At 45.6% G+C, this 25843-nt stretch carries 26 protein-coding genes, 1 pseudogene and 1 CRISPR repeat array; of the genes and pseudogenes, 9 read left to right on the top strand and 18 right to left on the bottom strand.

What is annotated here, in order from left to right; genetic code table 11:
* Positions 1–287: a CRISPR direct-repeat array (repeat unit 24 nt; unit sequence ATCGTACCTAGTTGGAATTGAAAT).
* Between the two features lie 139 nt (positions 288–426).
* A complete protein-coding gene (locus BWI97_RS11500; protein ID WP_102201114.1) occupies positions 427–963 on the bottom strand; it encodes an NUDIX hydrolase in 537 nt (178 codons plus the stop codon).
* Between the two features lie 80 nt (positions 964–1043).
* Here BWI97_RS11500 and BWI97_RS11505 point away from each other — a divergent pair, with 80 nt between their 5' ends.
* Positions 1044–1970: a DUF2911 domain-containing protein gene (locus BWI97_RS11505; protein ID WP_102201115.1), complete on the top strand. Its 927-nt coding sequence runs from the start codon at positions 1044–1046 to the stop codon at positions 1968–1970.
* 173 nt (positions 1971–2143) lie between these two features.
* Here the strand turns inward: BWI97_RS11505 and BWI97_RS11510 are convergent, their stop codons facing one another.
* The 4 genes from BWI97_RS11510 to BWI97_RS11525 form a co-directional block, all read right to left on the bottom strand.
* Positions 2144–3169 carry an MlaD family protein gene (locus tag BWI97_RS11510; RefSeq protein WP_102201116.1) on the bottom strand — a complete coding sequence of 342 codons (1026 nt, stop codon included), beginning with the start codon at positions 3167–3169 and terminating at the stop codon, positions 2144–2146.
* Entirely contained in the window at positions 3169–3939 is a 771-nt protein-coding gene (locus BWI97_RS11515; protein ID WP_102201117.1) for an ABC transporter ATP-binding protein, read from the bottom strand. Before BWI97_RS11515 ends, BWI97_RS11510 begins: the two co-directional genes overlap by 1 nt.
* Positions 3940–3943: 4 nt before the next feature.
* Positions 3944–4741: an ABC transporter permease gene (locus BWI97_RS11520; RefSeq protein ID WP_094814008.1), complete on the bottom strand. Its 798-nt coding sequence runs from the start codon at positions 4739–4741 to the stop codon at positions 3944–3946.
* A 285-nt stretch (positions 4742–5026) separates the two neighbouring features.
* On the bottom strand, positions 5027–6937 hold the full coding sequence (locus tag BWI97_RS11525; RefSeq protein WP_094814010.1) for a class II glutamine amidotransferase: 1911 nt from the start codon (positions 6935–6937) through the stop codon (positions 5027–5029).
* Between the two features lie 590 nt (positions 6938–7527).
* On the opposite strand from BWI97_RS11525, the gene BWI97_RS11530 reads away from it, so the two are divergent.
* Both BWI97_RS11530 and BWI97_RS11535 read left to right on the top strand, forming a co-directional pair.
* Complete coding sequence (locus BWI97_RS11530) at positions 7528–9045, top strand: FAD/NAD(P)-binding protein (protein ID WP_102201118.1); 1518 nt, start codon at positions 7528–7530, stop codon at positions 9043–9045.
* On the top strand, positions 9045–9962 hold the full coding sequence (locus BWI97_RS11535; RefSeq protein ID WP_094814014.1) for an AEC family transporter: 918 nt from the start codon (positions 9045–9047) through the stop codon (positions 9960–9962). The genes BWI97_RS11530 and BWI97_RS11535 overlap by 1 nt, the downstream gene beginning before the upstream one ends.
* Before the next feature lie 39 nt (positions 9963–10001).
* Here BWI97_RS11535 and BWI97_RS29195 read toward each other — a convergent pair whose 3' ends face one another.
* The gene (locus BWI97_RS29195) at positions 10002–10664 is read right to left on the bottom strand and encodes an ABC transporter ATP-binding protein (RefSeq protein WP_369826561.1); all 663 of its coding nucleotides are present in this window, start codon (positions 10662–10664) and stop codon (positions 10002–10004) included.
* Complete coding sequence (locus BWI97_RS11540) at positions 10640–12157, bottom strand: peptidase domain-containing ABC transporter (protein WP_369826559.1); 1518 nt, start codon at positions 12155–12157, stop codon at positions 10640–10642. The genes BWI97_RS29195 and BWI97_RS11540 overlap by 25 nt, the downstream gene beginning before the upstream one ends.
* Positions 12158–12972: 815 nt before the next feature.
* Here BWI97_RS11540 and BWI97_RS29200 point away from each other — a divergent pair.
* Both BWI97_RS29200 and BWI97_RS29205 read left to right on the top strand, forming a co-directional pair.
* A complete protein-coding gene (locus tag BWI97_RS29200) occupies positions 12973–13071 on the top strand; it encodes an IS1-like element transposase (RefSeq protein ID WP_369679186.1) in 99 nt (32 codons plus the stop codon).
* Positions 13072–13141: 70 nt separating this feature from the next.
* Positions 13142–13525, top strand: a pseudogene (locus tag BWI97_RS29205) (IS1 family transposase).
* 303 nt (positions 13526–13828) lie between these two features.
* Here the strand turns inward: BWI97_RS29205 and BWI97_RS11565 are convergent.
* The 3 genes from BWI97_RS11565 to BWI97_RS27395 all read right to left on the bottom strand — a co-directional run bounded on the left by BWI97_RS11565 (position 13829) and on the right by BWI97_RS27395 (position 14921).
* Complete coding sequence (locus BWI97_RS11565; RefSeq protein WP_102201121.1) at positions 13829–14275, bottom strand: type II CAAX prenyl endopeptidase Rce1 family protein; 447 nt, start codon at positions 14273–14275, stop codon at positions 13829–13831.
* Positions 14276–14493: 218 nt separating this feature from the next.
* A complete protein-coding gene (locus BWI97_RS27390) occupies positions 14494–14688 on the bottom strand; it encodes a hypothetical protein (RefSeq protein WP_141217526.1) in 195 nt (64 codons plus the stop codon).
* Between the two features lie 47 nt (positions 14689–14735).
* A complete protein-coding gene (locus BWI97_RS27395; RefSeq protein ID WP_146010918.1) occupies positions 14736–14921 on the bottom strand; it encodes a hypothetical protein in 186 nt (61 codons plus the stop codon).
* Positions 14922–15086: 165 nt separating this feature from the next.
* Here BWI97_RS27395 and BWI97_RS11570 point away from each other — a divergent pair, with 165 nt between their 5' ends.
* Complete coding sequence (locus tag BWI97_RS11570; RefSeq protein WP_102201122.1) at positions 15087–15392, top strand: helix-turn-helix domain-containing protein; 306 nt, start codon at positions 15087–15089, stop codon at positions 15390–15392.
* 4 nt (positions 15393–15396) lie between these two features.
* Here BWI97_RS11570 and BWI97_RS11575 read toward each other — a convergent pair whose 3' ends face one another.
* The 4 genes from BWI97_RS11575 to nuoL form a co-directional block, all read right to left on the bottom strand.
* Positions 15397–16539 carry an HlyD family secretion protein gene (locus BWI97_RS11575; protein WP_102201123.1) on the bottom strand — a complete coding sequence of 381 codons (1143 nt, stop codon included), beginning with the start codon at positions 16537–16539 and terminating at the stop codon, positions 15397–15399.
* Positions 16540–16601: 62 nt separating this feature from the next.
* Complete coding sequence (locus BWI97_RS11580; RefSeq protein ID WP_102201124.1) at positions 16602–18068, bottom strand: NADH-quinone oxidoreductase subunit N; 1467 nt, start codon at positions 18066–18068, stop codon at positions 16602–16604.
* 70 nt (positions 18069–18138) lie between these two features.
* Positions 18139–19794 (bottom strand): NuoM family protein, encoded by a 1656-nt coding sequence (locus BWI97_RS11585; protein ID WP_094814035.1) that lies wholly within the window; start codon positions 19792–19794, stop codon positions 18139–18141.
* A 58-nt stretch (positions 19795–19852) separates the two neighbouring features.
* The gene (nuoL, locus tag BWI97_RS11590) at positions 19853–21706 is read right to left on the bottom strand and encodes an NADH-quinone oxidoreductase subunit L (RefSeq protein WP_102201125.1); all 1854 of its coding nucleotides are present in this window, start codon (positions 21704–21706) and stop codon (positions 19853–19855) included.
* 192 nt (positions 21707–21898) lie between these two features.
* Here nuoL and BWI97_RS11595 point away from each other — a divergent pair, with 192 nt between their 5' ends.
* Both BWI97_RS11595 and BWI97_RS11600 read left to right on the top strand, forming a co-directional pair.
* Positions 21899–22450, top strand: coding sequence for an acyl-CoA thioesterase (locus BWI97_RS11595; RefSeq protein WP_233207816.1), 552 nt, complete (start codon positions 21899–21901; stop codon positions 22448–22450).
* Positions 22451–22629: 179 nt separating this feature from the next.
* Positions 22630–23172, top strand: a complete 543-nt coding sequence (locus BWI97_RS11600; RefSeq protein ID WP_094814039.1) for a DUF2911 domain-containing protein — start codon at positions 22630–22632, stop codon at positions 23170–23172.
* Between the two features lie 89 nt (positions 23173–23261).
* Here the strand turns inward: BWI97_RS11600 and nuoK are convergent, their stop codons facing one another.
* Genes nuoK through BWI97_RS11615 form a run of 3 tightly spaced genes read right to left on the bottom strand, consistent with a single transcriptional unit; the run spans position 23262 to position 24353 of the window.
* Positions 23262–23567, bottom strand: coding sequence for an NADH-quinone oxidoreductase subunit NuoK (nuoK, locus tag BWI97_RS11605; protein WP_102201126.1), 306 nt, complete (start codon positions 23565–23567; stop codon positions 23262–23264).
* A 7-nt stretch (positions 23568–23574) separates the two neighbouring features.
* Positions 23575–24114, bottom strand: coding sequence for an NADH-quinone oxidoreductase subunit J (locus BWI97_RS11610; RefSeq protein ID WP_094814043.1), 540 nt, complete (start codon positions 24112–24114; stop codon positions 23575–23577).
* Positions 24111–24353 carry a hypothetical protein gene (locus BWI97_RS11615; RefSeq protein ID WP_158242740.1) on the bottom strand — a complete coding sequence of 81 codons (243 nt, stop codon included), beginning with the start codon at positions 24351–24353 and terminating at the stop codon, positions 24111–24113. Before BWI97_RS11615 ends, BWI97_RS11610 begins: the two co-directional genes overlap by 4 nt.
* Positions 24354–24390: 37 nt before the next feature.
* Between BWI97_RS11615 and BWI97_RS11620 the strand changes: the two genes are divergently transcribed.
* Positions 24391–24678 carry a hypothetical protein gene (locus BWI97_RS11620; protein WP_146010919.1) on the top strand — a complete coding sequence of 96 codons (288 nt, stop codon included), beginning with the start codon at positions 24391–24393 and terminating at the stop codon, positions 24676–24678.
* A gap of 48 nt (positions 24679–24726) precedes the next feature.
* Here the strand turns inward: BWI97_RS11620 and BWI97_RS11625 are convergent, their stop codons facing one another.
* On the bottom strand, positions 24727–25800 hold the full coding sequence (locus BWI97_RS11625; protein WP_102201129.1) for a 4Fe-4S binding protein: 1074 nt from the start codon (positions 25798–25800) through the stop codon (positions 24727–24729).
* Between the last annotated feature and the right edge of the window lie 43 nt (positions 25801–25843).

A 25843-nucleotide genomic window follows, 5' to 3' on the forward strand; every position in this document is an offset into this window, starting at 1 on the left:
ATCGTACCTAGTTGGAATTGAAATGTTTTATCGGTATTGAGTCCGGAGCCAGTCACCATTGTCTTAATCGTACCTAGTTGGAATTGAAATGAGCAATTCATGGTAGGTCTGGGCGGTTTCAGGCTCGTCTTAATCGTACCTAGTTGGAATTGAAATACATTACTACGCATACAATCGACATCAGTAAACGGTGTCTTAATCGTACCTAGTTGGAATTGAAATAAAGTTCATCGACGTTAGAAAAAGACCCGATTCTAGTCTTAATCGTACCTAGTTGGAATTGAAATGGCAGAACGAATGGCCGTTTCGACAAAGGGTACAGGTCTTAATCGTATCAAATCAGAATTACACCCCAGTCCCATCCAAAACTATTCTTAACTAACAAGTCCAAGTGATCTAACACTTGGACTTGTCGTGAACATGCTCTTACAACCGTACGGTTTTGCGTACCATCCGGGCGATGGACTCTTCATCATTAAGCGTAGTCACGTCCGCGAGCGGTACCCAGCGAATGTCTTTCGACTCCTGATTGATGACGATCGGCTGCGTCGCGTCGGCTTCAAACAGAAAGCGGACGTCATAATGCAAATGCTCCGGTTCCTGACCCCGGGCGGGAATGGTGTGAATGTCCACATCAAAAATGGCCTCGCTTACAGGTTTTACCATAACACCCGTTTCTTCCCAGGCTTCCCGCTGAGCCACTTCCTGTACGTCTGGATTCCCATCGCAGTGGCCACCGGGCTGAAACCAGCGATCGAGTTTGCGATGGTGCATCAGTAAAACCTGCGTGCGGGTTTCATCCAAAACCCAGGCCGATCCCGTTACGTGACCCACGAGCAAGGTTCGCTCGAAACACTCTTCGTGTTGCTGGACGAAAGCCGTCAATTCCGTTTTCATCCCTTGTTCTTCCGCCGGGTCGGCTTCGTAACCATTTAGTAACTGTAGTAATCTTTGTCGATTCATAAGCAGGGGTGAATCTTGGAAACCCCGGGCAAATATGCCTACTTTGTTCCCGATTATCCATTGTTTTTTGCATCACACACATGAAATCATCTCTTTTTGCAGCCTTATCTCTGGGCTTACTCATTGGCTTTCAGAGCCATGCCCAGCGTACGCCTTCGCCTAGTCCGGCCGCTAGCCTCAGCCAAACGGTTGGTATAACGGATTTCCAGGTAAACTATTCACGTCCAGGCCTGAAGGGCCGTGCTGCCTTCGGAGCCGCTGCTGATGCCCAAACCGTTCGCCCTTATGGACAAGTCTGGCGTACGGGAGCCAATGCCGCTACCACGATTAAGCTGAGTACGGACGCTAGCGTTGAAGGACAGAACTTACCGGCGGGTACGTACTCTCTGTTTAGTATCCCAGCAGCATCGGGTAACTGGACGGTTATTTTCAACAAAGACGTCAACGCTACGGAACAAAGCTACAAACCCGAAGATGACGCTTTACGCGTAAACGTAGCTCCGCAAAATCATGGCAAACTGGAATCGTTCACGATCTGGTTTTCGGATCTGACGGACAGTACAGCCCATTTCAACTTCGGCTGGGATCAAACGATGGTCGCTACGAAAGTAGCCGTGAAGACATCGGCTTTGGTAGAAGCAGGCGTAGCTAAATCGCTGGCTGAGAAACCCGAAGATCCAGCCGTAAACCAACGGGCAGCGAACTATTACCTGGGTCAGGGCAAAGATTTGCAGAAAGGCCTGACGCTGATCGATAAAGCCTTGGCGGCGGGTGAAAACTACCAGAAGCTCTGGACGAAGGCTCAATTGCTCATGAAGCTTTCCAACTTCAAAGAGGCCCTACCCGTAGCTCAGAAAGCTTTGGCTCTGGGTAACGCCAACCCGGACAATGCCTTCAACGTATTCTTCAAAGGCCAGATCGAAAATGGGTTGAAAGACATTCAGGCGAAACTACCCTCGGTAGATGAGCTGAAGAAGAAAGTCTCTGGCAAGAAGAAAAAAGCTTAATCGCTACGTTTAGTTGTTGGTAGTTAGTTACTTGTTGTTACCTAACAAAAGATCCCGGATGTTTCCATCCGGGATCTTTTATTTATGAAAAAAGTAGTACGCTCGGTTTCTATTGATTCTCCTCAGACCATTGATTGAAAACAGAAAAACCTAAACTGAAAACTCCAAACGCACTAAGGTTGTACGTTTTTCAGGGAATCCTTCGCCGCTTTCGCTGCTTTTTTCTCTTCCCGACGGAAGTAACCCCGCAATAGGAAATTGTGCTTCAGAGCTTCCATATTCTGGTCGAGCTTCTGGCTGCTGCTTTCCAGGTTTTTCAAAAGCGATTTTACGTCGTTTGACGTGTTTTTATCATTCAACAACAGCCCCAACGTATTATCGGTGCTTTTCAGCTGATTACTGGCGGATACCACATTGTTGGTCGCTACCGATGCCCGATCCGCAATTTCTTTGGCGGACGAAGTCGCCTGCTGTAACTGACGCACGGACGTTTTGATGTTGGCGTACACGCTCGTATCCGTTACCAGTTCATGGGCCAGACTACCTTTGGTATTGAGTTTCGCAGTGTAGTTGGAAAGGGAGCCCGACATGCGGTTCGCATTAGCCGAAGCCCGTTCCAGGTTATTAATGGTTGAACGGAATTGCTCGGCCAGTAACGAATCCGTCAGTACGGCTCCAACCGTACCTTTCCCACGAGCAATTTTTGATACCAGTCCTTTAAAGTCGGTTGTGATTTTAAGCAGGTTTTTATTGTTTTCCTGCAAGGTTTCCATGATCTGATCGGTACCCAGCACGGTTTTCGCCTGGATAATGTCGCCGTCGTCTACCATGGCCAGCTGCGGAGAGCCGCCTTCAATCACTACAATTTTATTACCAATGAAGCCCTCGGAGCTGATGGCCGCCCGGGCATCCTTGTGAATATACTGCTGGGCTTCTTTTTCAATGTTCATGGTCACCTCTACCTGCGATTTCCCGTAGAAGTGTACCTGTTTGACCGTACCGACTTTCACCCCGGAAAACCAGACATTGTTACCCGTTTTCAAGCCTCCAACGTCGTCAAAAACGGCGGATACTTCAATACTTTTAATGAAGCGTTTTTGCTGTCCGCCCAAAAACAGTACACCTACCACAAATATGACGACGCCCAGGAATACAAAAATTCCTACCTGAACCGATCGTTTGTTTTCTCCTGTGCTCATTAGTCAATAAAATTATATTCATAAAACTGTTTCACCCGTTCTTCATCCGAGGCAAATACTTCTTCAAACGTACCCTGACGCTGAAACTGACCGTCTAGTAACATGGCAATACGGTCACCCGTAGTTTTCGCACAGGTCAGATCATGGGTAATAATGATGGAAGTCGTGTTGTGCTGAGCCTGAACCTGATTAATCAAATTGTTGATTTCTGCGGAAGTAATCGGATCCAAACCCGCCGTGGGTTCATCGTATAGCATGATTTCGGGTTTCAGAATCAGGGTACGGGCGATACCGATCCGTTTCCGCTGACCACCCGAAAGCTGGGAAGGCATCTGATGAATCGTTTGCGACAGGCCTACGTCTTCCAGAGCTTCTTCGATGGCCGCATTGATTTCCTTTCTACTCAGGTTACGTACATTGCGAATCAAAGGAAATTCCAGATTCTCATAGACGGTCATACTATCGTAGAGAGCACTGTTCTGAAACGAAAAGCCAATCTTCAGGCGTAAAGCGTCCAGTTCCTTGGAATTGAGCGTCCCTACTTCTTCGCCCAGTACTTTCACCGACCCTTCGTCGGCTTTTAGTAACCCGGAAATGATTTTAATCAAAACGGACTTACCCGTACCGGACCGACCCAGTACTACCAGGTTCTCACCTTTGTATATGTCCAGATCAACCCCTCGCAGTACCGTCAGGCTACCGAATGACTTTTTCAGTCCGCGAATGTCGATGACTTTATTACTCGTATCTATTTTTGCCTGTTTCTTCATAAGATCATCCGGGGAGTAGTGCCATGACAATTTGCAGCGAAAGCAGCTCTTCAATGAAAATCAGAAACATGGAAAGTACTACCGACGTATTGGCCGCCTTTCCAACCCCTTCCGTTCCTTTGGAAGAATGGTAGCCCTTGTAACAGCCTACCGTTCCAATCGTGAATCCAAAAACGAACGATTTGGTAATCGAGGCAAAAACATCCGTAAACGTAATGGTATTAAAAACCTGCGTAAAGTAGGTCTGAAAGCTGGTGGCTTCGTGCTGGTGAATATTAATGAAACCGCCGAGCAAGGCCAGAATCGTTGTATAGACCGTAAGAATCGGAATCATCGTTGTGGTGGCAATGACCCGGCTAACGACCAGAAACTTGAACGGATTCGTAGCAGAAACTTCCATCGCGTCAATTTGTTCGGTTACGTTCATGGAACCTAGCTCAGCCCCAATGTTCGACCCGACTTTTCCAGCCGCAATCAGCGACGTAACCAGCGGAGCCAGAGCCCGCACAATGGCAATGGCAATGAGCGAAGGGAGCCAGGAGACAGCCCCGAATTCAGAAAGTGACGGACGCGACTGGTTCACAAAAACGATACCCGTAATAAAACCAGTCAGCGAAATGAGGGGAAGTGACTTCACGCCTACCTCAAAACATTGCTTAACGATTTCCTTGAATTCATAAGGAGGCAAAAACGCTTCCTTAAAAATTCGAATAACAAACAGAAAGACGTCATGCAAATCCAAGAAAAAGCGATTGATCCGGCTTAGGCGTTTACTGCCATCTTGGGTATCAGTTTTATTCATTCGATAGGATGGTCTATGAAAGCAGATCTGAAAGCTCAGAACGTACTCTGGAGGATTTTCACGGCGACTAAAGGTTGTCAGATGGTTTGATAAAAAATCATACCTCATCTGCTCATTGAGGCTGCGAAGATACAACGAGCCCTTTATGGCAGTACTATAGCCCGTCGAAATTACGGGGTTGCTGGTCTATTTTATAAACCAGCGTACTCGAATTCAGATCTTTGGAACACAAGAAAAAGACCAGCCTTTTTTAAAGCTGGTCTTTACTTAATCATACTAAGAATATTAGAAAGCTCCGTACGCCCGTTCGTTGCCTTTGCCAATCATGTAATTGACAAAAGCCCGGTTTACCACTTTATTTCCGCCCGGTGTTGGATAGTTTCCGGTGAAATACCAGTCACCCGTATGGTTCGGACATGCTTTGTGCAGGTCGTCCACGGTCTGGTAAATGATAGAAACTTCCGCCTGACAGTTTTTCGGCGTTACGATTTCAGCAATTTTCTTGGAAATCTGTTCGTCCGTAAAGGGTTCGTAGAGGGCTTTCACGTAGTTTTCCTGCGTGGCGTAACCATTCTCCAAGGCGTCTTTACAACGGGCCAGCGTTTCTTCGAGCAGCTCTTCGCGGTTTTCTTCTTCCAGTAATTTCAGTACGGCCCGGAACGCTACGAAATCCTTCATCTTCGACATATCAATGCCGTAGCAGTCGGGGTAACGAATTTGCGGAGCAGAGCTGACAATCACAATTTTCTTGGGTTCCAGCCGATCGAGCATCCGCAAAATGGAACGCTCTAACGTCGTACCCCGTACGATGGAATCATCGATCAGTACAATCGTATCTTCTTTCTTTTTGATTACTTCGAAAGTCGTCTCGTACACGTTCGACACCATTTCATCCCGGTGGGTATCGTTGGTAATAAACGTACGCAGTTTTACGTCTTTTGAAATGATCTTCTCCGTACGCGGACGGAAGGAAAGCAGACGATCCAGATCTTCCTCGAACAGAACGCCTTCGCGGATGTGTTTCTTCCGTTCCTTCACCAGATGTTCATCCAGCCCTTCAACTAAACCGAAAAAGGCCGTTTCTGCCGTATTGGGAATATAACTAAAGACCGTATTGGCCAGATCGTTATCAATTTCCTTCAGAATCTGGGGCAGCACCAGCTTACCCAGATTCTTCCGTTCCCGGTAAATGTCCGGATCGGAAGCCCGTGAGAAATAGATGCGTTCGAACGAGCAGGATTTTTTCTCCAGCGGATCGCGGAACTGTTCTTCGCGGTACTCGCCGTTTGTATCAATGATCAGAGCGTTGCCCGGTCCGATTTCCGCAATTTCGTCGTAATCACAATTGAACGACATTTTAATCGCGGGCTTTTCAGAAGCCACGACAATCACTTCGTCATCCGCATAATAGTACGCCGGACGAATCCCTGCCGGGTCGCGAGCTACGAATGCCGCTCCTGAACCCAACATGCCACACATCGTATAGCCACCATCAAAATCACGGCAGGACCGCTGTAACATGCGGGCTACGTCAATGTTTTCTTCAATCAGGGAAGTCAGTTGCTGATTATCTTCGGGGAACAGAGGTTTAAAACGGTCGAATTGACGCTGTACTTCCTCATCCAGGAAGTGGCCAATTTTTTCCATCACCGTTACTGTATCCACCTTATCTTTGGGATGTTGACCCAGGGAGACCAACTTATCGAACAACTCATCGACGTTGGTCATATTGAAGTTACCGGCTACGACCAGATTCCGACTCCGCCAGTTGTTCTGACGCAGAAACGGGTGGCAGTTTTCGATTTCATTCTTACCGTGCGTACCGTACCGCAGGTGTCCCATCCAGACCTCGCCCGTAAAGCCGTAATTTTCCTGTAACCATTCGGCGTTCAGGTACTTTTTCGAGTCTTCCTTCTCGGCCTTGCGATACTTTTTATTGATTTTTTCGAAGATGTCTTCGATGGGCTTGGCCTCCACGGAGCGGTACCGACTGATGAAGCGATACCCGGGAGCTACATTGAGTTTGATGTTCGCTATGCCTGCCCCATCCTGTCCCCGGTTTGCCTGCTTGTTCATGAGCAGGGCCATCTTGTTTACGGCATATAAGGGCGTGCCGTACTTGTCGATGTAATACTGGAGCGGTTTGCGGAGGCGGAGAAGAGCGATCCCGCACTCGTGTTTGATTTCGTCGGACATTTAGGATGTCGTTTTGACTGCTCGCTTAATGAAGTAAATTTCCTTGAACCGAAATTACAACTTTAAGCCGGGAATGGTTCAACAAAAGTTCACAAAAAATTCACACTCGCATCAACGTCCGAATCGGACTTGGAATTGTTCAATTTCTCTTGTACTTACGTTAACGTACTGGTTTTTGGTTTCTGCGTATGCCTTATCCCCGATGAATTCATCCAAAATAATCGGGCCATCTTCCTAAAAATAGAACCTATCCCCCCGATTTACCAAATATTTACATGGCGTCTATGTATCAGTAACAAATCATTGGATAGCGAGTTCAATCAATCACCTAATAAATAAAAAGTCACATATTGACGTATTGTATATACGTTGACTTTTCCTATCCGCTTCAGTGCCTTCGTATCCCTACCTCCTCAAAATCAGGGCATGTTTTTTTAATGAATTTTTAATACTACAAAACTGGGGTGTGATTAATCCTTTTGAAGGCTTTCTCCACTTGAGTAGTACTGACTGTTCTTTATAAACTGATATCCCATTCGAATTCTGTCCCCAGCCAGGGGGAAATCAAGAGTCGAGTAAAACCCACACTGATGAATCAGAACTACCGGCAAACCATTGCCATTATTGGAGCGGGAGCCAGCGGCACTACCTGCCTGATCCAGCTCGTCCTGAAATACGTTGTCAACCGCTGTACTACACCTCTCCGTCTGTTACTTTTTGAACGTAAACCGGAATTTGGTCCTGGCCTTGCCTATGGTACGGGTCAGGAAGGACACTTACTCAATACGAAAGCAGGCCTGATGGGAATCGTACCCGGCGAACGGCTGCACTTTGTTGACTGGCTGCATGCCAACAAAGCCGCTATTGAGGAAGAGTATCCCGATCTGGAAATTAGTCCGGATTCATACCCGCCCCGCATGCTTTTTGGTAGTTATGTGAAGGCCATGCTTCAGGAATATACCGATCTGGCGGCAAAGCATGACATTGAAATAGAAAAGGTTCAGGACGAAATCATTGATGCTCAATTGCTTGATGACGACCGTTTTGAACTGCAATCCACTCAGGGGGAAACCTTTTTGTGCGATTACGCCATTCTGGCCACGGGCAATCCGGCTCCCTCTGCTTTTCAGGAATTCAAAGATTTACCGCAGTTTCTGATGTCTCCCTGGCCCTCCAAAAAAGTTCTGCAAACCATACGCGACAAAGAAGCTTCCGTAGCCATTATCGGAAGTAGCCTGACAGCCATTGATGCCCTCATTACGCTGGTGTCCAATGAGCATAAAGGCAAGATTCGTTTCTTTTCGAAAACCGGGTTACTTCCCCGCGTACAGGCCGCTCAGGAAGTGCCTTTCGACCGGAAACACCTGACGCTCCCCATGATTCGGCAGTGTATTCGTGAAAAACGCAGGGCTCTGCGAGTCACGGACCTGATCCGGCTTTTCAAGAAAGAGGTGGAAGAACATCAGCCCCTGAAACCCGAATGGTCGATTGAAAAGCGTACGGCAAAGGATACACTTCCCTTGCTGGAGGAAGATCTTCAACAGGCCTATGCAGGTAGTAACCTCTACCAGAATATTCTGTACGACATGCGGGATGACATTTATCCCATCTGGCAATTGCTTTCCGCCGATCAGAAACTCCTTTTCTTATCGTGGGTAAAACCCTTTTACGACATCAACCGGCACTCCATTCCCATTAAAAACGGAGAGAAGCTCGCCGCTTTGCTCAAACAGGGTCAGCTAAGCATTACGGGCAGCAGTAAGGATCTGGAATGGGATGGCAAGCGATTTGTGCTACAAATGCAGGATGGATCGACCGAGTACGCAGATTTTGTCATCAATGCGTCCGGTCCGGCGGTTACGGTTGATGAAATGGTTGACCAACCCCTGCTCAAGCAATTGCTGGAAAAAGACCTGATCCGTAGCTACGAAGCGGGTGGTATCGTGGTCGATCTGCGTACCATGCAGGTCGTAGCCGATCAGACTGCCGGAAATCTGTACGCCATCGGGCAACCCCTGGCAGGCATCCAGCACGAAGTAAATTCTCTTTGGTTTAATGTGGAACAGGCGGATTTGCTTACGAATCACCTGCTTGAAAAGATCAGCTGATGGAGATACTACAGGAATTATTACGTAAGGTACTGCCGCTGTACGGGTTTATTATCCTGGGCTTTTTTGCCGCCCGCAAATGGGGTCTCCAAAGCAAGTGGATTTCGAAAGTGATGCTGTATGCCCTGATTCCGCTGATCATCATTGAGAATCTGCTGAAAGCAGACCTGGCCGAAACGGCAGTCATTGGAGCCATCGTTTTCATCCTGGCCTGCCTGATGAACCTTCCTGCTCTGCTAACGACCCGCTTTCTGGCGAAGGATCTGAATCCGAACATGCTGAAAAGCAGCTTTTCGTACTACAACATTGGCTGGTTTGGTATACCCGTGGTGATGGCCCTGTTTGGAGACGAACAAATGCCGCTGATCATCAGTGCTTACGTAGGAAATGCTCTGTACGGCGACACGGTTTGTTACTATCTGATGTCGCGAACCAAGGATATTCCCGTCAAGGAATCCGTACTGAATGTTTTCAAGATCCCCGCTATTTATGCCTGCGTACTGGCGATTGTCCTGAACGTACTTGAGGTAGAAGTACCCGAAAGTATGGAAGTAGTGGGCGACGTAGTTAGCTGGGTCGTATCGGCCTCAGGCATGCTACTGATTGGCATTACGCTGGAAAAGATCGATTTCAAGGAAATTCCCTACGCCACCTTTGCCAAGATTCTGAGCGTACGCTACATCGCGGGAGCGATCATCCTGGTCGCTCTGGTTTTCCTGGAAAAGGGTTTGATTGGCCGACTGGATGAAGATCAGAGTAAGCTGATGCTACTGCTTGCCAGTTTCCCCATTGCAGCTAATCTGGTCGTGTTTGCCACGAATCTGGATACCGAAAAAGAAAACTCAGCTCTGCTGGTTGGCCTGTCTTCCATAGCCTCGCTGGTACTGGTACCGGCGGTTTGTTTGGTGTTGTTTTAAATAGATGAACTGTCCTGTTGCGTCATATTTTATGTATTATCAAAGTATATCCATCTGTCGCCGCCATAGCTCTGTATAATTACCTTGTTTTTGCAAAAGCTCATCGTGAGTTCCAATTTCTTGAACTTGTCCTTGCTTTAATACAATAATCTGATCAGCATTTCGGACCGTACTAAGGCGATGTGCAATGACGATGATTGTTTTGCCAGCTTTTTGAAGCATACGTATCATCTGCTGTACGCTTTGTTCAGCAATGGAATCAAGAGCTGAAGTTGCTTCATCCAAGATTAGGATTTCTGGATTTCTATATAAAGCTCGAGCTATGGCCAGACGTTGCCTTTGACCACCGGATAGATTGGCACCTCTTTCCCCTAGTAAGGCATTAAATCCACCTGGAAGTTTTTCAACAAATGATGTGATCTCTAACGCATTACATAAAGTAATAACTCGCTGCAAGTCAGGATTGCACTCGCCTACAGCAATATTTTGAAGAACAGTTCCGGCAAATAAGTCAATTTGTTGCGGTACTACCCCTACAAATGTCCGTAAGCTTTCGGGCTTTAAGTAACGAATATCCTGTTGCCCCAGAAATATGGTTCCTTTTTGCAAAGGATACAGATTTTGTAAGAGGGAGAGTAAGGTTGATTTACCCGAACCACTCTCGCCAACAATAGCCGTTAACTTTCCCCGGGGATTACTAATGAGAGGTCATTGAAAACCTGAATTCTTGATCCATAGCGAAAAGCTACTTCATGAAATCGGATATCACCCATTAATTCTGGCTGAATGTCTGCTGTTGGATGTTGGTTTTCACGTTCCAAATCCAATATCTCGAAAAGTCGATCAGCCGCAATTAGAGCATCCTGAATAGCTCGATTGGACTGAATCAGCGTTGATATAGGCCCTGTAAAATATCCAATCAGAGCATAAAAGGAAAGTAACTCGCCGGGGGTAAGTTCCCGCTCAATTACATAATAAGAGCCAATCCATAAAATCAGTATCGTAAAAAGACTAGTTATGAAGCCTGAAGCCGTACCGATACCCAAACCACTCAGACCTGAAAGACGAATTATTCTCAAAAGTCCGATAAAACGAGTTTCTGTTTGAGTGTTCATGAAGTTTTCCAAACTAAACCGCTTGATCGTTGCTGCGGACTGAAGTGATTCAACTAACTGCGTTTCCAAACGGGCTGATTCTTCCATTAAATTTCGGACCTGTTTACGATTCAAGCGATTAGATAGCCAATATAGAATTCCATACAGAGGTATTAAGAGCAGTAAAAGTAAAGCAAGTTTCCAGTAATAAGTAACCATTAAGCCGAAAGCGAAGGTAATGGTCAGTACCTGCACCACCAGATTTAGAGCCACCTCATTGATAAATACGTGTATTTTAACCGCATCGTTTACTCTTGAAATGATTTCCCCTACTCGCATGGTATCAAAAAAAGACTGAGGAAGGCGAAGCAGATGCTTGTAATAGCCAAGAATCAACTGAGCATCTATCCGTTGACCCGTATATAGGGCAAATATGCTTTTAGTCACCCCGATAAACGTTTGGAAAAGCAATAGAATGATCATTAGACAGCCAAGCAGATTGAGTAAATTTTTATTCTCTGCTGATAAAACATGATCCGTAATTTTTTGAATAAAAATAGAAGTAGAAAGACCTAGTAAGGTTTGAATTAATGCCCCAAATAAAGCTTGGATTAATACACTACGATGCGGCTGTAGTAAAGTCCAAAACCTTTTAATAGTAGAAACTCTTTCATTTCCTGACTGAAATTCCTCTGTTGGTAGCAATAGGATTAGTACACCACTCCACTCCTGGTGAAATTCTTTATGCTTTTTGTAGTATAAACGGCCATCCGCAGGATCCATTATCACAATGGATTTAGCGGTAACCTTGTAGATAACTACATAATGATGTAGCCCACTGGCAGTAACTACATGAGCAATACTTGGTTTAGGAATTTTCAATAGGCTATCAGGACTTCCCTTTACGCCTTTAGCCTGAAAACCTATTTTCTGAGCTGCTTCTATTAAGCCAAGTACGTTTGTCCCTTTCTGATCTGTCGAAGCTATCTGACGAATTCGGGCAATAGGTAGAAGTAATTTATAATGAGCTGCAACTGAAGCTAGGCAGGCAGCACCACAATCTGTAATATCATGTTGTTTAATTCGTACTGAACGCTTCATATCTCTAATTTAAAGAACCGAAGCTACAGCCAAAACTGTTATTTATTTAAAACGATAATAAAGTAATTTAATCGCTAATCGTCTTTATTTTAATCGACTTCTTAAATAATTATACATTAATAAAACCCAAGCGAACCCGATAAAACTAAACTTACTAACTTTATTAACAGGATCATATGAAACGATTATCATAAAAAAAAATAAAATAATGTATAATACAAAACCTCTCACAAAACTATTGAAAAAATTTCCTCTATCCTGTTCGTTATTTTTCATTTTGAGTAAAAGACCCGAACTAGTCATTAGTAATGATATATTCAATAGTCCTACTTTATCGTAGTACAAACTAAATAAACCCAAAATTAGTCCAATAATAAGAAGTATTTTCTCAAATATATAATCAAGGTTTTTCATAAAGTCTCATTAAATTTCTGATTACGTATGTAAATCACAATTTATATTATTTTTATTTAATTAAATATTATATAATGATTTTATAAATAAAAATAACTGCAATTAGTTTAACCAAAATTATTTTCGATTAAACTAATCATATTTAAATGACTCAAAATCTTGAGCCAAATTTGAGTTACAAATTTAATAGGGGTTTTGGTAGTGGTATAAAAGTGTAAAACAGTTTATATTTGTGAATGGTTTATGAAGCAATAGTATGTAAACATTGTGGAAAGGCTGAATCTGTCAAACGCCACGGTGTAACTCCTGGAGGAAAACCTCGATACCGTTGTTATGAATGCGGAAAGACATTTATTAATAAATAGGTTAATCGAGGTCATGAGCGGGATGTTCAAGAAAAGATTATAGAAATGGCATTAAATGGTAGTGGAGTTCGTCAAACAGGTCGAGTACTTGGTATAAGTCCAATGACAGTAGCTAAATATTTGAAAAAAAAGTGATTACATTACTAACTTAAACCCGGACTACTGCTCAAAAACTATTGACCATCTGGTTTTGAAAGTAGATGAGATGTGGAGTTATGTTGGCAAAAACTCACAACCTCGTTGGCTTTGGTGGGCAGAAGATGCTTCTACAGGAAAAATTGCCGCTTTTACCTTTGGAAGGCGTACTAACGCAACATTCAAGAAGCTTTTATTATGATTAGAAGAAGCTCAGGGAAAGATAGAACAGTGGATTACAGATGCCTGGTGGACTTACTTTGATTGTCTGGATCAAAATAAAAGAATAATCGATAAGTCACAAATGCAATCAATTGAAAGAAAGCATCTTACTCTTCGATCTAGAATAAAACGTTTGACACGTAAAACCATCGCATTTTCTAAATCTCAGCTCATGCACGATACAGTCATAGGGCTATTCATTAATCGATTTTTCTTTGATTTACACTTTTAGATCATTACCGGGGTTTTTACTATTTCATAATTGTAGTGAAATTTTGATTAACAAGTCAAGTATGTTTAATACATTATATTGATTAAGTTCATAGAATCTCATTAAACTCAGTTTTTTATCATGATTTAATAATACATAAAATCCTCGCAGCATTTTAGGATTCGTCGATTCATGATTATGGCCATAAAAAATAAATATAAATAATCAACAAATTATAGAACAACAAACTCTTCATTTAATCCAATCAACAGATTATACTAATTTCTTTTTCTACTTATAATTCATAAAATAAGTAATTGTATTTTATAAGTTTCGTCCAATCTCTGAAATCATAAAAACTGTTAAATTATGAAGAGCATGTGCTATAAAAATCCCTGTAAAAGGATAACTGCTATTTTTTTTTAGTTTTAAATATCCATTTGCATAAAAATATCCATTTATAAATCCTTTTGCAAACTGAATAGGTGTACTTGAATGAGCAATACCAAACAACAAGGAAGAAACAATTATATCTATAAACCAATTGATTTTTTTATTTACTAAAAAATCAATAATTAGTTTTTGAAAAAAATAAACTTCTATTAATGGAGAAATTAAAATCAAAACTAAAATTTCTTCTTCTTTACTATCAAATGACAATGACCTAATATCTAGTTTTGCTAAATGAATAAAAAAACTAAATATCAATGTTGAAGCTAAACAATATATATACGTATATAATACTATTAATCCATTAGCTCTAGAAAACATATTACATATTAATTAAACCTGTTGTGAATGATCATTTTAGACTATAAATTACAGATTGTATTTAACATTCAATGAATTGTCAAATAAGACAAACTTACCTTTACACTCCGTTTACCTAGTTAAATACAACCATTTATCTGTCAAATTATGTCATAATTAATTGATCATTCACAACAGATTATTTAAATTTCTGGAACTACTTAGTCTCAGAAATATAGTTATTTCTTAAGGTGAGAAGGTAGAGAAGATTGGTAACGGCCAGCCTCTATAGCCATTTTACACCAAGCTTTTACACCTGTAGCTATTGTCCATATACTGTCATACCAAGCTTCACATGGACACTCTCCACCCCCCGTGACGTTAATCGAATCTTCAACATTTAAAATTTCAACTGAATAGTTATCAATATTCATAATGATTAGTCTTTAAAATGAATGAATTTATAGTAAAAATCACCAATCTAACAACCTCCCCTACCTGATGGCGGGTTATATTTTCCGTTCCAAGCATCTTTGACAGCTTGCTTTATTTCATGCCAACAATGTAAGCCATCCTTAATAACATCATCATACCAAGATCCTCCACATATTTCGTTAATATTACTTACTTCCTCTACCCCATACTCGGCAATATCAAGCATTTTCATAACCGTACAAATTTAAAAGTTGAACATATGACTGAAGCTATACCCTTATTCATTCTTCTCGAGACAAAATGAGTAAATGGTACTAACTAGTACGAATATAGACCTACATTTGCATTGTTTACTACTCTATAATAGACTATATTAAACCAATTATTTTTACTATGTATGAAATATATTATTGAAAAAATACGTAATATCCGACATAGCAAAGGATATTCTCAGGAGTATATGAGTTTTGAGCTAGGGATTAGCCAAACTGCTTACAGTCGTATTGAGTTAGGTAAAGTTAAACTTGATCTGATCCATCTTCAGCGTATTTCCGAAGTATTTGGAATACCAATCCATGAATTGATTAATCCAAATGAACAAGTTTTACCCGCCTTTCTGAATCAGAGAATAGATCTATTAGAAGAAAAAATTGATTGCATCATCCACTTATTACGATTGATGAACAATGATCGAGGTTGCTAATCATTTATTTCAACTTGGGATGAACCCAGTCGTCTACTTTATCATATAAAAGTTGGTACAAACTTCGGCGAGCTATTGTAAACCTCCCTTGTAACGTCATACCCTTTTTTAGTTGCCCAATATATCCATTTGCCAATTTTAGCGAATGCTTCTGCAATGTACACTTTACTACATAGGTGGGATGTTTATCTATTAAAATAAAATCATCTCCTATATCTATTACTTTTCCTGGTATTAAACCCCATTCATTATAATTGAATGTTTCAATTTGAAATTGAACCGACATACTCTTTTTAATAAATCCAATATCTCGTGGAGTGATATAACACTCGGCTAATAGGCTCGAATCAGGAGATATCTCTCCTACAACTTCTCCAGCTTGTATATACCCATTTGGATATTTACCTATTACCTGCTGAATCGTACCGGCTACGGGTGCATATAAGGTATAAAGTTTTTTTTCTGCAAGTAATTGTTTCTCCTCCCCCTGCAAGTTAATCAATGCTAAGTAATGATCCTTTTTAGCCATTTCCCAATTGGCTAATTGTCGTTCAGTTAATGCCTGTATTTCAGTCTCTTTTCTGCGATAAGCATTTTCTTTCCTTTCAAATTCCTGACGTGCAATTACTCGATCAGCATATAGTTGTTGATCTGTTTCGTATTCTCTGCGTAGTAAGGTATTCTCTGTTTGCAGCGTAATTAATTGTGATTGAAATTCATACCACTGCTGCTTATATAGGGGAGTTTGCAACTTCTCAATATGCTTTTCTGTTAATGCATTCAGATCCGAGAGAAACCGTCTTTGTTCTCGTTGTTGGAAAAGATTTATTTTTAGTTTGCTATCGAGTTGTGCTGTTTCTATCACAAGAAGAGTCTGACCGCGATGCACTCGCTGATTTTCCTTGATATTCCAAGAATGAATATGCCCAGAAAAAAGCGGCTTGATTTCCGTTTTCTCAGAGACTGTACGTATGATTCCTGCACTCTGAATGGATATATCTACATAAATGAAAGGAAGAGCAATACTGGCAACACCAAGTATTAAAAGGCAGGAAGTATATAGTAAGCGGGTCCGCAAAGTCAATTGCGGTATATATGCCTCGACGGAATTTTCTAAAAACTCGACCGGGAATAGTTGATTAGCCATTCCCAAAATTGAAGTAAGAACTTAAGAATCCGTAACCACAAACTAACTAATTTAATCCCTCTCTAGCTCACAAATCCCGCAATCCAGTTCATCAGCCAGTCCGTCCGGAGGAACAGGGCAATAATGGGAATCACCAGCACCAGACCGAGGATCACTTGCGGCCAGCGGAGCGATACCAGGGGTTGCCCCGGTTCGGCTGTTTTGAAGAATAGAGCGTAAGGAATTTTGACGTAAAAGGCTAGGGAAACCGCCGTATTGAGCAAGCCAAAGACAAACAGTATCAGGAACAGTGATGCGTTCGTATGCTGATACGCCTCCCACAGCGAACTAAAGATGAGTAGCTTGGCCGAGAACCCCACCGTTAGCGGCAAGCCTACCAGCGAAATAAAAGCGATACTGAGCAAAATAGCGGGTAACGGCTGTTGCCGCCCTACCCCACTAAAACTTTGAATGGGTACTTCATTTTTCGAACGGGACGTCGATAAAATGTCAATCAGCAGAAAGCAGGCCATACTGGCGAAGACGTAACTCCCCAGGTAGAACGTAGCTGTTTGCTGACCCAATTCCGAAAAAGCCACCAAACCCACCAGCACAAAACCCGACTGAGCAATGGAGGAGTACGCCATGAGTCGCTTGGCTTCAGTTTGCCATAGAGCCGAGAAATTGCCTACGGTAATGGTGGCCAGCGAAAGCACCGCTAGTACGGGCTGGAAATTCAATGGCAGTACGCTAAACAAACGCATCAAAACCAGAAAAGCCACCGCCTTCGGTGCTACCGAAAAGAAGGAAACGACGGGTGTGTCGGCCGCTTCGTATACGTCGGGATTCCAGACCTGAAAGGGTACCGCCGAAACCTTGAAAAGTAACCCACTGATTGCCAGTAAAACGGCCGATGCCGATACCAGCGGATCGGTTTCGAGCAATGCCCGACTAAAGCTCGGATTGGTGAAATCAAGCGTACTGGTCAGGCCATACAACAGACTCATTCCGTACAGCATCAGGGCCGATGCGACGGACCCAAACAGCACGTATTTCATACCCCCCTCGGAGCTTTTCCGGTCGCCGCGAAGGGCGGTGAGGATGTAACTGGAAATGGATACGACTTCCAGGGAAAGGTACACCATCAGCAGGTTCGTAGCCATCGACAGTACCAGCAATCCGAATACCGTCCCGATGAGTACGGAGAAAAATTCGCCCGACCACCGCCGTCCCGTCACCCAACTGTGTAAAATGGTAATTAGAGCGGTCAGCGTCACCAGTAGCTTAAAGAAAATAGCCCGGTCGTCGAGCCGCAGCATGGATCCAAACAGGACGCCCCGCGGCTGTATCTGCCACTGTTGCACCAGCAATACTCCCAGAAAAGCAAAGGCCAGAAAGGTCAGTCCGTGAAAGAATCCCCCCCGACTTTCGGCGTGTACTTCGGGAGCAATCAAATCCCAGGTAATAATTCCCACAAAAGCCACTACCAGCCAAACTTCGGGAGTGAAGCCGGAAAGACTGGCCAGGATGTGGTCGAGTTTTTGAAGCATGGTACGTATAGGCCGTTCGCTCCAGGCGGCAGGCTGTTATGGACGAAGGACCAAGGTCCTTTTCATTGCGTTAAAAGTGTTTCATGAACTCCAGGACGTAACCTTCGGTAATGGCGAATACGGTGCCCGGGAGTATTCCGAAAAATAGGGAAAGCAGAGCCAGGGGTACCAGCATGAGTTTTTCCCGGGCGTTGAGATCCGTCAGCAACTGGGCGTCGTGCGTGGACCAGCGTTTTCCCAGAAACACCCGCTGGAAAGTCCAGAGGAAATAGCCCGCTCCCAGAATCAAACCAAAGCCCCCCGCTACCACCATCCATACGGGAATGTACAGCGAGTTAAAGGCTCCCATCAGACTAAAAAACTCTCCAATAAAGCCCGAGAAACCGGGTAAGCCCAGGGAAGCAAAAAAGGCGATGGCCGTCAAACCCGTATAGGCAGGCATGGTACTGGCAAGCCCCTGGTAATGGTCAATGTTCCGGTCGTGCGTTCGGGCGTACACCACACCCACCACCAGAAACAGCATGGGCGAAAGAATTCCGTGCGAAAACAGCTGGTAGATGGCCGCATTGGCTCCCTCGGGCGTAAGGGCCGCTAAGCCCAGCAACACAAAGCCCATGTGCGAAACCGAAGAATAGGCAATGAGCCGTTTGAGGTCTTTCTGACTCAGGGCATTAAAGGCTCCGTAAACGATACTCAAGACGCCTAGCCCGGCAATCCAGTCGGCAAAATAAATGGCTCCGTCGGGGAAGATTTCGTAGGCAATCCGGAAGAATCCGTACCCGCCAATTTTCAGCAAAATCCCCGCCAGTACGACCGAAATCGGCGTGGGAGCTTCCACGTGGGCATCGGGCAACCAGGTATGCAGGGGCACCATCGGCAGCTTTACGGCAAAACCAATGAAGAGCATCAGAAAAGCCAGCAAACGGGCCGATAAACCGAAGATTTCGTGACCGGCCATAGTACTCAGCAGAGACTCGGGTACAAAGTTGCGGGGATTCGTAAGGTACGGGATTTCAAACGTATGAACGAGCTGAGCCGGATCAATCTGCAACTGGCTCACCAGCGATTGTACCTCGGCCAGTACGTCTTCCGTAATCTGGGCCCGATCCTGTACCAGTCCAATATTCAGAGCCGTTTCCACCGGATCAATCACGGAGAGGTACAAACCGATCATTACCAGTAGAATGAATACAGAACCGGCCAGCGTATAAATGAAAAATTTCAAACTGGCGTATTCGCGTCGGGGTCCACCCCAGATCCCGATGAGAAAGTACATCGGCAGGAGCATGAATTCGAAGAACAGGAAGAACAGGAACAGGTCGAGAGCGACGAAACAGCCTACCACACTACCCATCAGCAACAGATATAAGGCGTAATACGCCCGTTCTTTTTCCCTGATTTCGAAGGAAGATACTGCTCCCACCAACATCACCAGACTCGTTAGCCAGACCATCGGTAAGCTCAACCCATCCGTTCCTACGGAATAATCAATGGAAATAATACCGAACTGCCCCAGAGCCATCGTAATCCAGTCGTGATTTTCGGCGAACTGGTACCCCACCAGTTGCGGATCGAACTGAAACCACAGCCAGCTACTCAAGGCCAGATGGACGGTACACAACAGCACCGTAAGCCAGCGGCAGGCGTTCCGGACTGCCTCGGGTAGCAGTAGCAAAAGCACCGCTCCGAGAAAAGGTAAAGCTATAAGGGTAGTCAGTATCGGCATTTTTCTACGTATACAATGGAAAAGTAATCCTCCTTTTCCGACTAAAATTTCATTCGTACTACCAGGTCCACCAGATCAGCAAAGCCGCCAGTCCCATGACCATCGCTACGATGTACGACTGAATTTTTCCACTCTGTACCTGACGGGTCGTATCGCCCAACGTTCGACTCAACCAGGCCAAAGCGGTTACAAATCCATCAATGACATTCCGATCAAACCAGCCCATCAGATGAGCCAGAATGACCTGTAGTTTAGCAATTCCATCCACGATGCCATCCACCACAACCCGATCCAGCCAGGTACAGATTTGGGCGAACTTGAGTACGGGTTGTACAAAAAAGCGTTGATAAGCGGCATCGAGGGTCGTGAGCGGCGTATCCCGTAGCGATTCCGCATCGGGTACAGACCGGTAACGAATCCAGGCCAGGGCAATGCCTCCTACGGCCACGGCGGTCGAACCCAGGGCTACCAGCGGGGCAAAATGCTCGCCCAGCGGATTGAGTGAAAACGCAAAAGGCAGCGACAATAAAGCCAGCCCTACCAGCGGGCCTTTCTGCAACCAGGACGATTCGTGGACCTGATCCAGTGAAAGGATTGGGTTTCGCCAATTCCCGAAAAAGACGATCCGCCACTGCTTCGTCATGTAAAAGGCCGTTAAACCCGCTGAGATAAGAGCCAGAATGGGAAAAATCAGTTGCCAGGAATGAGCCGTATGCGTGAAGGCTTCGTGTAGAATTTCATCCTTCGAAAGGAATCCAGCCGTCAGGGGCAATCCCGCCAGAGCCGCCGCACAAACCGTATAAGCCAGAAAGGTTACGGGTAACTGTTTCCGTAAACCGCCCATCAGACGCACGTCCTGAGCGTCGAACCCGTGCCCTGCGTGGTGCAGTGAATGAATGACCGAACCCGAGGACAGGAACAAGCCCGCTTTAAAGAAAGCGTGCGTAAACAAGTGAAACAGAGCCGCCTGCGGAGCCCCTACCCCCAAGGCCAGTACCATCAGGCCGAGTTGGGAAATGGTGGAATAGGCCAGCGTTTTCTTAATGTCCGTTTGCGAGAGGGCGTACACGGCTCCCATTACCATCGTAATGGTTCCGATACTGGCAATAACGACTAAGGCTTCGGGCGTCAGGATTGGAAAAATGCGAGCCAGCAGGTATACGCCAGCCGCTACCATCGTAGCCGCATGAATCAGGGCCGATACGGGGGTTGGCCCTTCCATGGCGTCGGGTAACCAGACGTGCAGGGGAAACTGAGCCGATTTGGCTACGGTACCGCAGAACAGCAACAGTCCGATTGCCGTCAGGTATGGATCGGACCCTTCGGCCATCCCCGCGAACGTCGAAAAGTCGAGGGTCCCGAAGCGATGGTAGACCCCAAATACGCCCAGAGCCAGCCCGACGTCCCCGATTCGGTTGACCAGAAAAGCTTTTTTGGAAGCGGCAATGGTCTCTTTTTTCGTGAACCAGAAGCCAATCAGCAGGTACGAGCTTAGCCCTACCAATTCCCAGAAGACGTATAAAACCAGTAGATTATGGGCCAGTACAATGCCCAGCATCGAGCCGACAAACAACTGCAAAAAGCCAAAATACCGGAAGCGGGCGGCGTCTTCCCGCATGTATTCCATGGAAAAAAGCTGCACGAGCGAAGCGATGAACAATACCAGTCGCAGCATCCGTACCGTCAGTGCGTCCACGCGAAAACCGAAACTGAGTTTCGCCGTAAGCCAGGGATAAGCAACGGCCGTAACGTCCTGATCCGTCAGCAGATAGGAAAGAGCCAGTCCTGATACAGAAAGTCCCAACCCCAGCCAGCCCGCTGCTGTATTGGCTTTTTTCCCCGAAAGTATAAGCAGTAAAAACCCAGCGAACGGCAAAAGCAAGGTGATCCAGAGCAGTAGTTCGGGGTTCATGTAACAATACTTGGGAAGCGATTTCGATCAGACCTACGAAAAGAGTATGGCAGAAATCTTGTTAATTCGTCGGCAAATATCCGTTCTCCGTTCGGGAAAACCAATTGAATTAGTAGACAAAAGCACTTGTTTTTGAAATTTATTTAGAACTCTTCCAAATAACTTCCCAATCACTTCTTAACGCACTCGCCCGTGGAACCTAAATCTGTTTCGTATTCCCAGACTACCATTACCGAACTGATGATTCCGAGCTATGCCAATTTCGGCGGCAAGATCCACGGCGGTATTCTTTTGTCATTAATGGATAAAGCGGCCTACGCCTGTGCATCCAAACATGCCAGTACGTACGTAGTTACAGTAGCCGTTGATCACGTGGAGTTTTTACAGCCCGTCGAAGTGGGGCAACTGGTATCGTTGCTGGCTTCGGTTAACTATGTTGGCAAAAGCTCCTTGATTGTGGGCATTAAGGTCATTGCTGAATCCATCAAGACGGGCGAAAAGGTCCATACGAATACCAGTTATTTTACCATGGTCGCCAAAGATGAAGAAACCAACCAGCCCACGCTGGTGCCGCCTTTGTTACTGGAAACCCGAGAAGATGCCCGTCGTTTTCTGGAAGCCTTGAAGCGAAAAGAAATCCGGAAAGCGTATCAGAATGAATTAAATAACGCAAAAACCAGTCTGGCTGTCGAAGAGAATTTACCTTTGCTGACCGGAGAACGTTGCGTACTGGGAACGATTTAAAGACCTGTGTTACGCTTTTTGAAATTGAGTGTTTACGGTTTGGATGGCTTTCAGGTGAAATTTTTTAGGCTTTCCATGAGTATGTCTTTCACCTAATCTACTCTAATCCAAGTATAAGGCTCTTCGGACTGAAATAGTCTTGAGCATTTAGCGTTCACTGAACGTTTTGCATACAACTTATGAAAAAAGTAATCATTGCACTGGTTGTCGTAGGTGGACTGGCGGCACTTTCGGCGTTTCTGTACAAGCAGTACGCCAAGCCTTTAAGTCAGGAGGCTCATGCTCGTTTCAACCAGAACGGACTTCGCCTGGAGGTTACCTACTGCCAGCCTGCTAAAAAAGGACGAACCATTTTTGGTGATTCTTCCACGCGTGCCCTGGTTCCCTACGGGAAAGTCTGGCGTACGGGAGCCAATGAAGCCACGAAGCTGATCGTTAATCACAATGTAACGCTGGCCGGGCATCCTTTAAAAGCGGGTGAATATACGCTCTGGACCATCCCGGGACCACAGGACTGGCAAGTAGTCATCAATCAGGAAACGGGTCAGTGGGGTACGGAATATGATGCATCCAAAGACCTCTTTCGAGCCGCCGTCCCTTCGCATCAGGTGCCGGAAGTACAGGAACTTTTCGAAATAAGCTTTACACCCCAAACGGGTGGTACTGATCTCGTACTCCACTGGGATCATACGGAAGTAGCGGTCCCGATTCGTACCCAATAAAAAAAGGCTGGTCTATGAATACCAGCCTTTTTTTATTACCTCAATCCTCGGTGCATAGCATCCGTTCGAAAGGGCTACTGTATGTTTGTCTAGTCTTTCAATTCGGAGACTTCGTCCAGTTGTACGGTCTGGAAGTGTTGGAAAACTTTCAGTACGATCGCCAGAGCTACCACAATTTCGGCTGCTGCTACAATGATCACGAAGAGACTGAAAAACTGCCCGGTCAAATCCGTATCAAAGCGACTGAAGGCCACCAGATTGAGATTAGCCGCGTTGAGCATCAGTTCAATCCCCATCAGTACGACAATGGCATTTCGCTTGACAATGACTACGGCCAAGCCGATACTGAACAGAAAGGCCGCCGTTAGCAGGAAATAAGAAAGTGGAATTTGCATACGGGTGTTATTCTTTCGTACCGAAGTTTTTTGCTTTGCCGGATAAGTACGCCGCTCCCAGTAAAGCCACCATCAGTAAAATACCAGCGACTTCAAAAGGCAACGCGTAATCCGTAAGTAAGCCAATTCCCAGCTCCTGAATCGTTGTTTTACGCTCGATCAGCTCGAAATGATTACGTTCGACCGTATCGAAGCGAGCTTTGGCCAGAATCGTTGACAGAATGGCAAAGATGCCTCCAGCCGTTAGTATGCCCCAAAAGGTACGACTATGTTCGGTTCGAATAACGTTGGCCTGGCCTGTACCCCGATCCGCTTTGTTTCGGGTCAGCATAACGCCAAATACCAGCAGTACCAGAATTCCCCCCACGTACACCATAATCTGCGTAACGGCCAGAAAATCGGCTCCGGCGAATACGTACAGTGCCGCAATACCCAAAAACGTGACCATCAGGCTAAACGCCGAATACAGCACGTTACGACTGATCAGCACCACCGCTGCCGACGCGATGGTCAGCACAACAAAAAATAAAAACAAAAAAGCGGTCATTCCTGATTGGGGCGTTTGAATACGGGCTTGAATGATTTGCCGCCGGGTTTGGGCGTTTCGGGTTCTTCGGGCTTCACTTCAGGCGTTTCTTCCGGCTGATGAGCCTCGCTTAGGGGTTCCACAGCGGCGGGTTCATCGGCCTTCTTTTTAAAGACGGGCTTAAAGCTTTTCCGTACTGGCTCTTCTGCTTTGGGTTCTTCAGGCTCCGGTGCGGCGGGCTCTTCTACAACTTTTGGCACCTCGGCTGCAGGCGTAGCAGTCTTTTTGAACACGGGCTTGAAGCTCTTTTGTACAGGAGCTTCTTCGGCGGGAGCTTCGGCCTTCGGCTCCGCTACTTTCGGTTCCTCCGAAACGGGCGGTTCGGACGTCGGCTCGTTTTCCGTTTTCTTTTTGAAGACGGGTTTGAAACTTTTCGTTACAGGCTGTTCCGCGGGTACCTCGGGCGTTGGTTCTTCTATCTTCGGTTCTTCGGGTTCCGCCGCTTTTTTCTTGAATACCGGCTTAAAGCTTTTGGCTATCGGTGGTTCGTCAGAGGTTTTTGCCGCTGCGGCAGGTTCCGGCTGAATCGGTTCTTCTACCGTCGGCTCGGCTTCTTTTCGCTTAAAGTTCGGTTTAAAACTCGTCGGTTTTTTCGTCTTCGGGTTCCGCCGGCGTTTCCGTTTTCTCCGGAATCTCTTCCGGGGCCTTGGCTTCTACGGGTGTTTTCTTAAATCCGGGCTTGAATGCCGGGCGGGCAGGTTTTGCCTCTTCCGTGGGTTCGGATTCCGTAGGTTCAGTCGTCGGCTTTTTGAATCCAGGTTTGAATGCCGGACGAGCGGGTCGATCTTCTTCGGTTGCTTCGGGCTGTACCGCTGGTTCCTCCGTAGTTTTTTTAAACCCAGGCTTGAATACAGGTCGAGCCGGTTTCGCCTCGTTCGGTTCGGTTGATTCCGGTTCCGTAGGTTCAGCCGTTTTCTTGAATCCAGGTTTGAACGCAGGTCGGGCCGGTTTCGCCTCTTCGCTTCGTTCCGCCTGTACTTCCGGAGTTGCGTCTTCGGTGGTTTTCTTCAAGCCAGGCTTAAAGGCCGGACGAGCTGTGGGCTGCGTTTCTTTTTCTTTCGCGACAACGGGCTTACTGGTCTTGGCCGCTTCTTTTTCGGCCACGAATTGTTCGTAAAGCTGTTTCTTCTCTTCGGCTTTTTCGGGCGTAAGATTCGTGAAATGGTAGACCATATCCCGAATGTCAAACTCCGAATAGTCGTACGTTTTCGTCATGGTCAGGCACTCCGTCGGGCAGACGGTCGTACACAGGCCGCAATAGCAGCACTTAGCCATGTCGATGTCAAATTTGGCCGCAAACAAGCGAATCGCTGATCCATCGGAGGCTTTCCCCACCTCGCCCGTGGCTCGAATGGGTTCAATCTCGATGCAATCCACCGGACAAACTTTCGCACACTTATCGCAGACGATACAGTCGTCCATTTCATTGTGAAGCCGGTATCGTCCGTTATCGGGAACCGGAATGGCTTCGTACGGATACCGTAGGGTTACCATTCCCGTGTCTTGTTCAAAATAATTCGGGTCGTCTACATAAATGGGCTTACGCCGCCGCGTGGAGTCTTTCAAATGTCGCAGGGAAATTTGAAGTCCTTTCAGGCTGGATTGTATGCCACGTTTAATGGTCCCCCAGTAGCTCTGATCCTGCATGTACTGATTTTCTTTATCTACTACGAAGTAAACTCCTTCCCCC

The sequence above is a fragment of the Siphonobacter sp. BAB-5405 genome (genome assembly GCF_002872335.1).
Taxonomy (GTDB): domain Bacteria; phylum Bacteroidota; class Bacteroidia; order Cytophagales; family Spirosomataceae; genus Siphonobacter.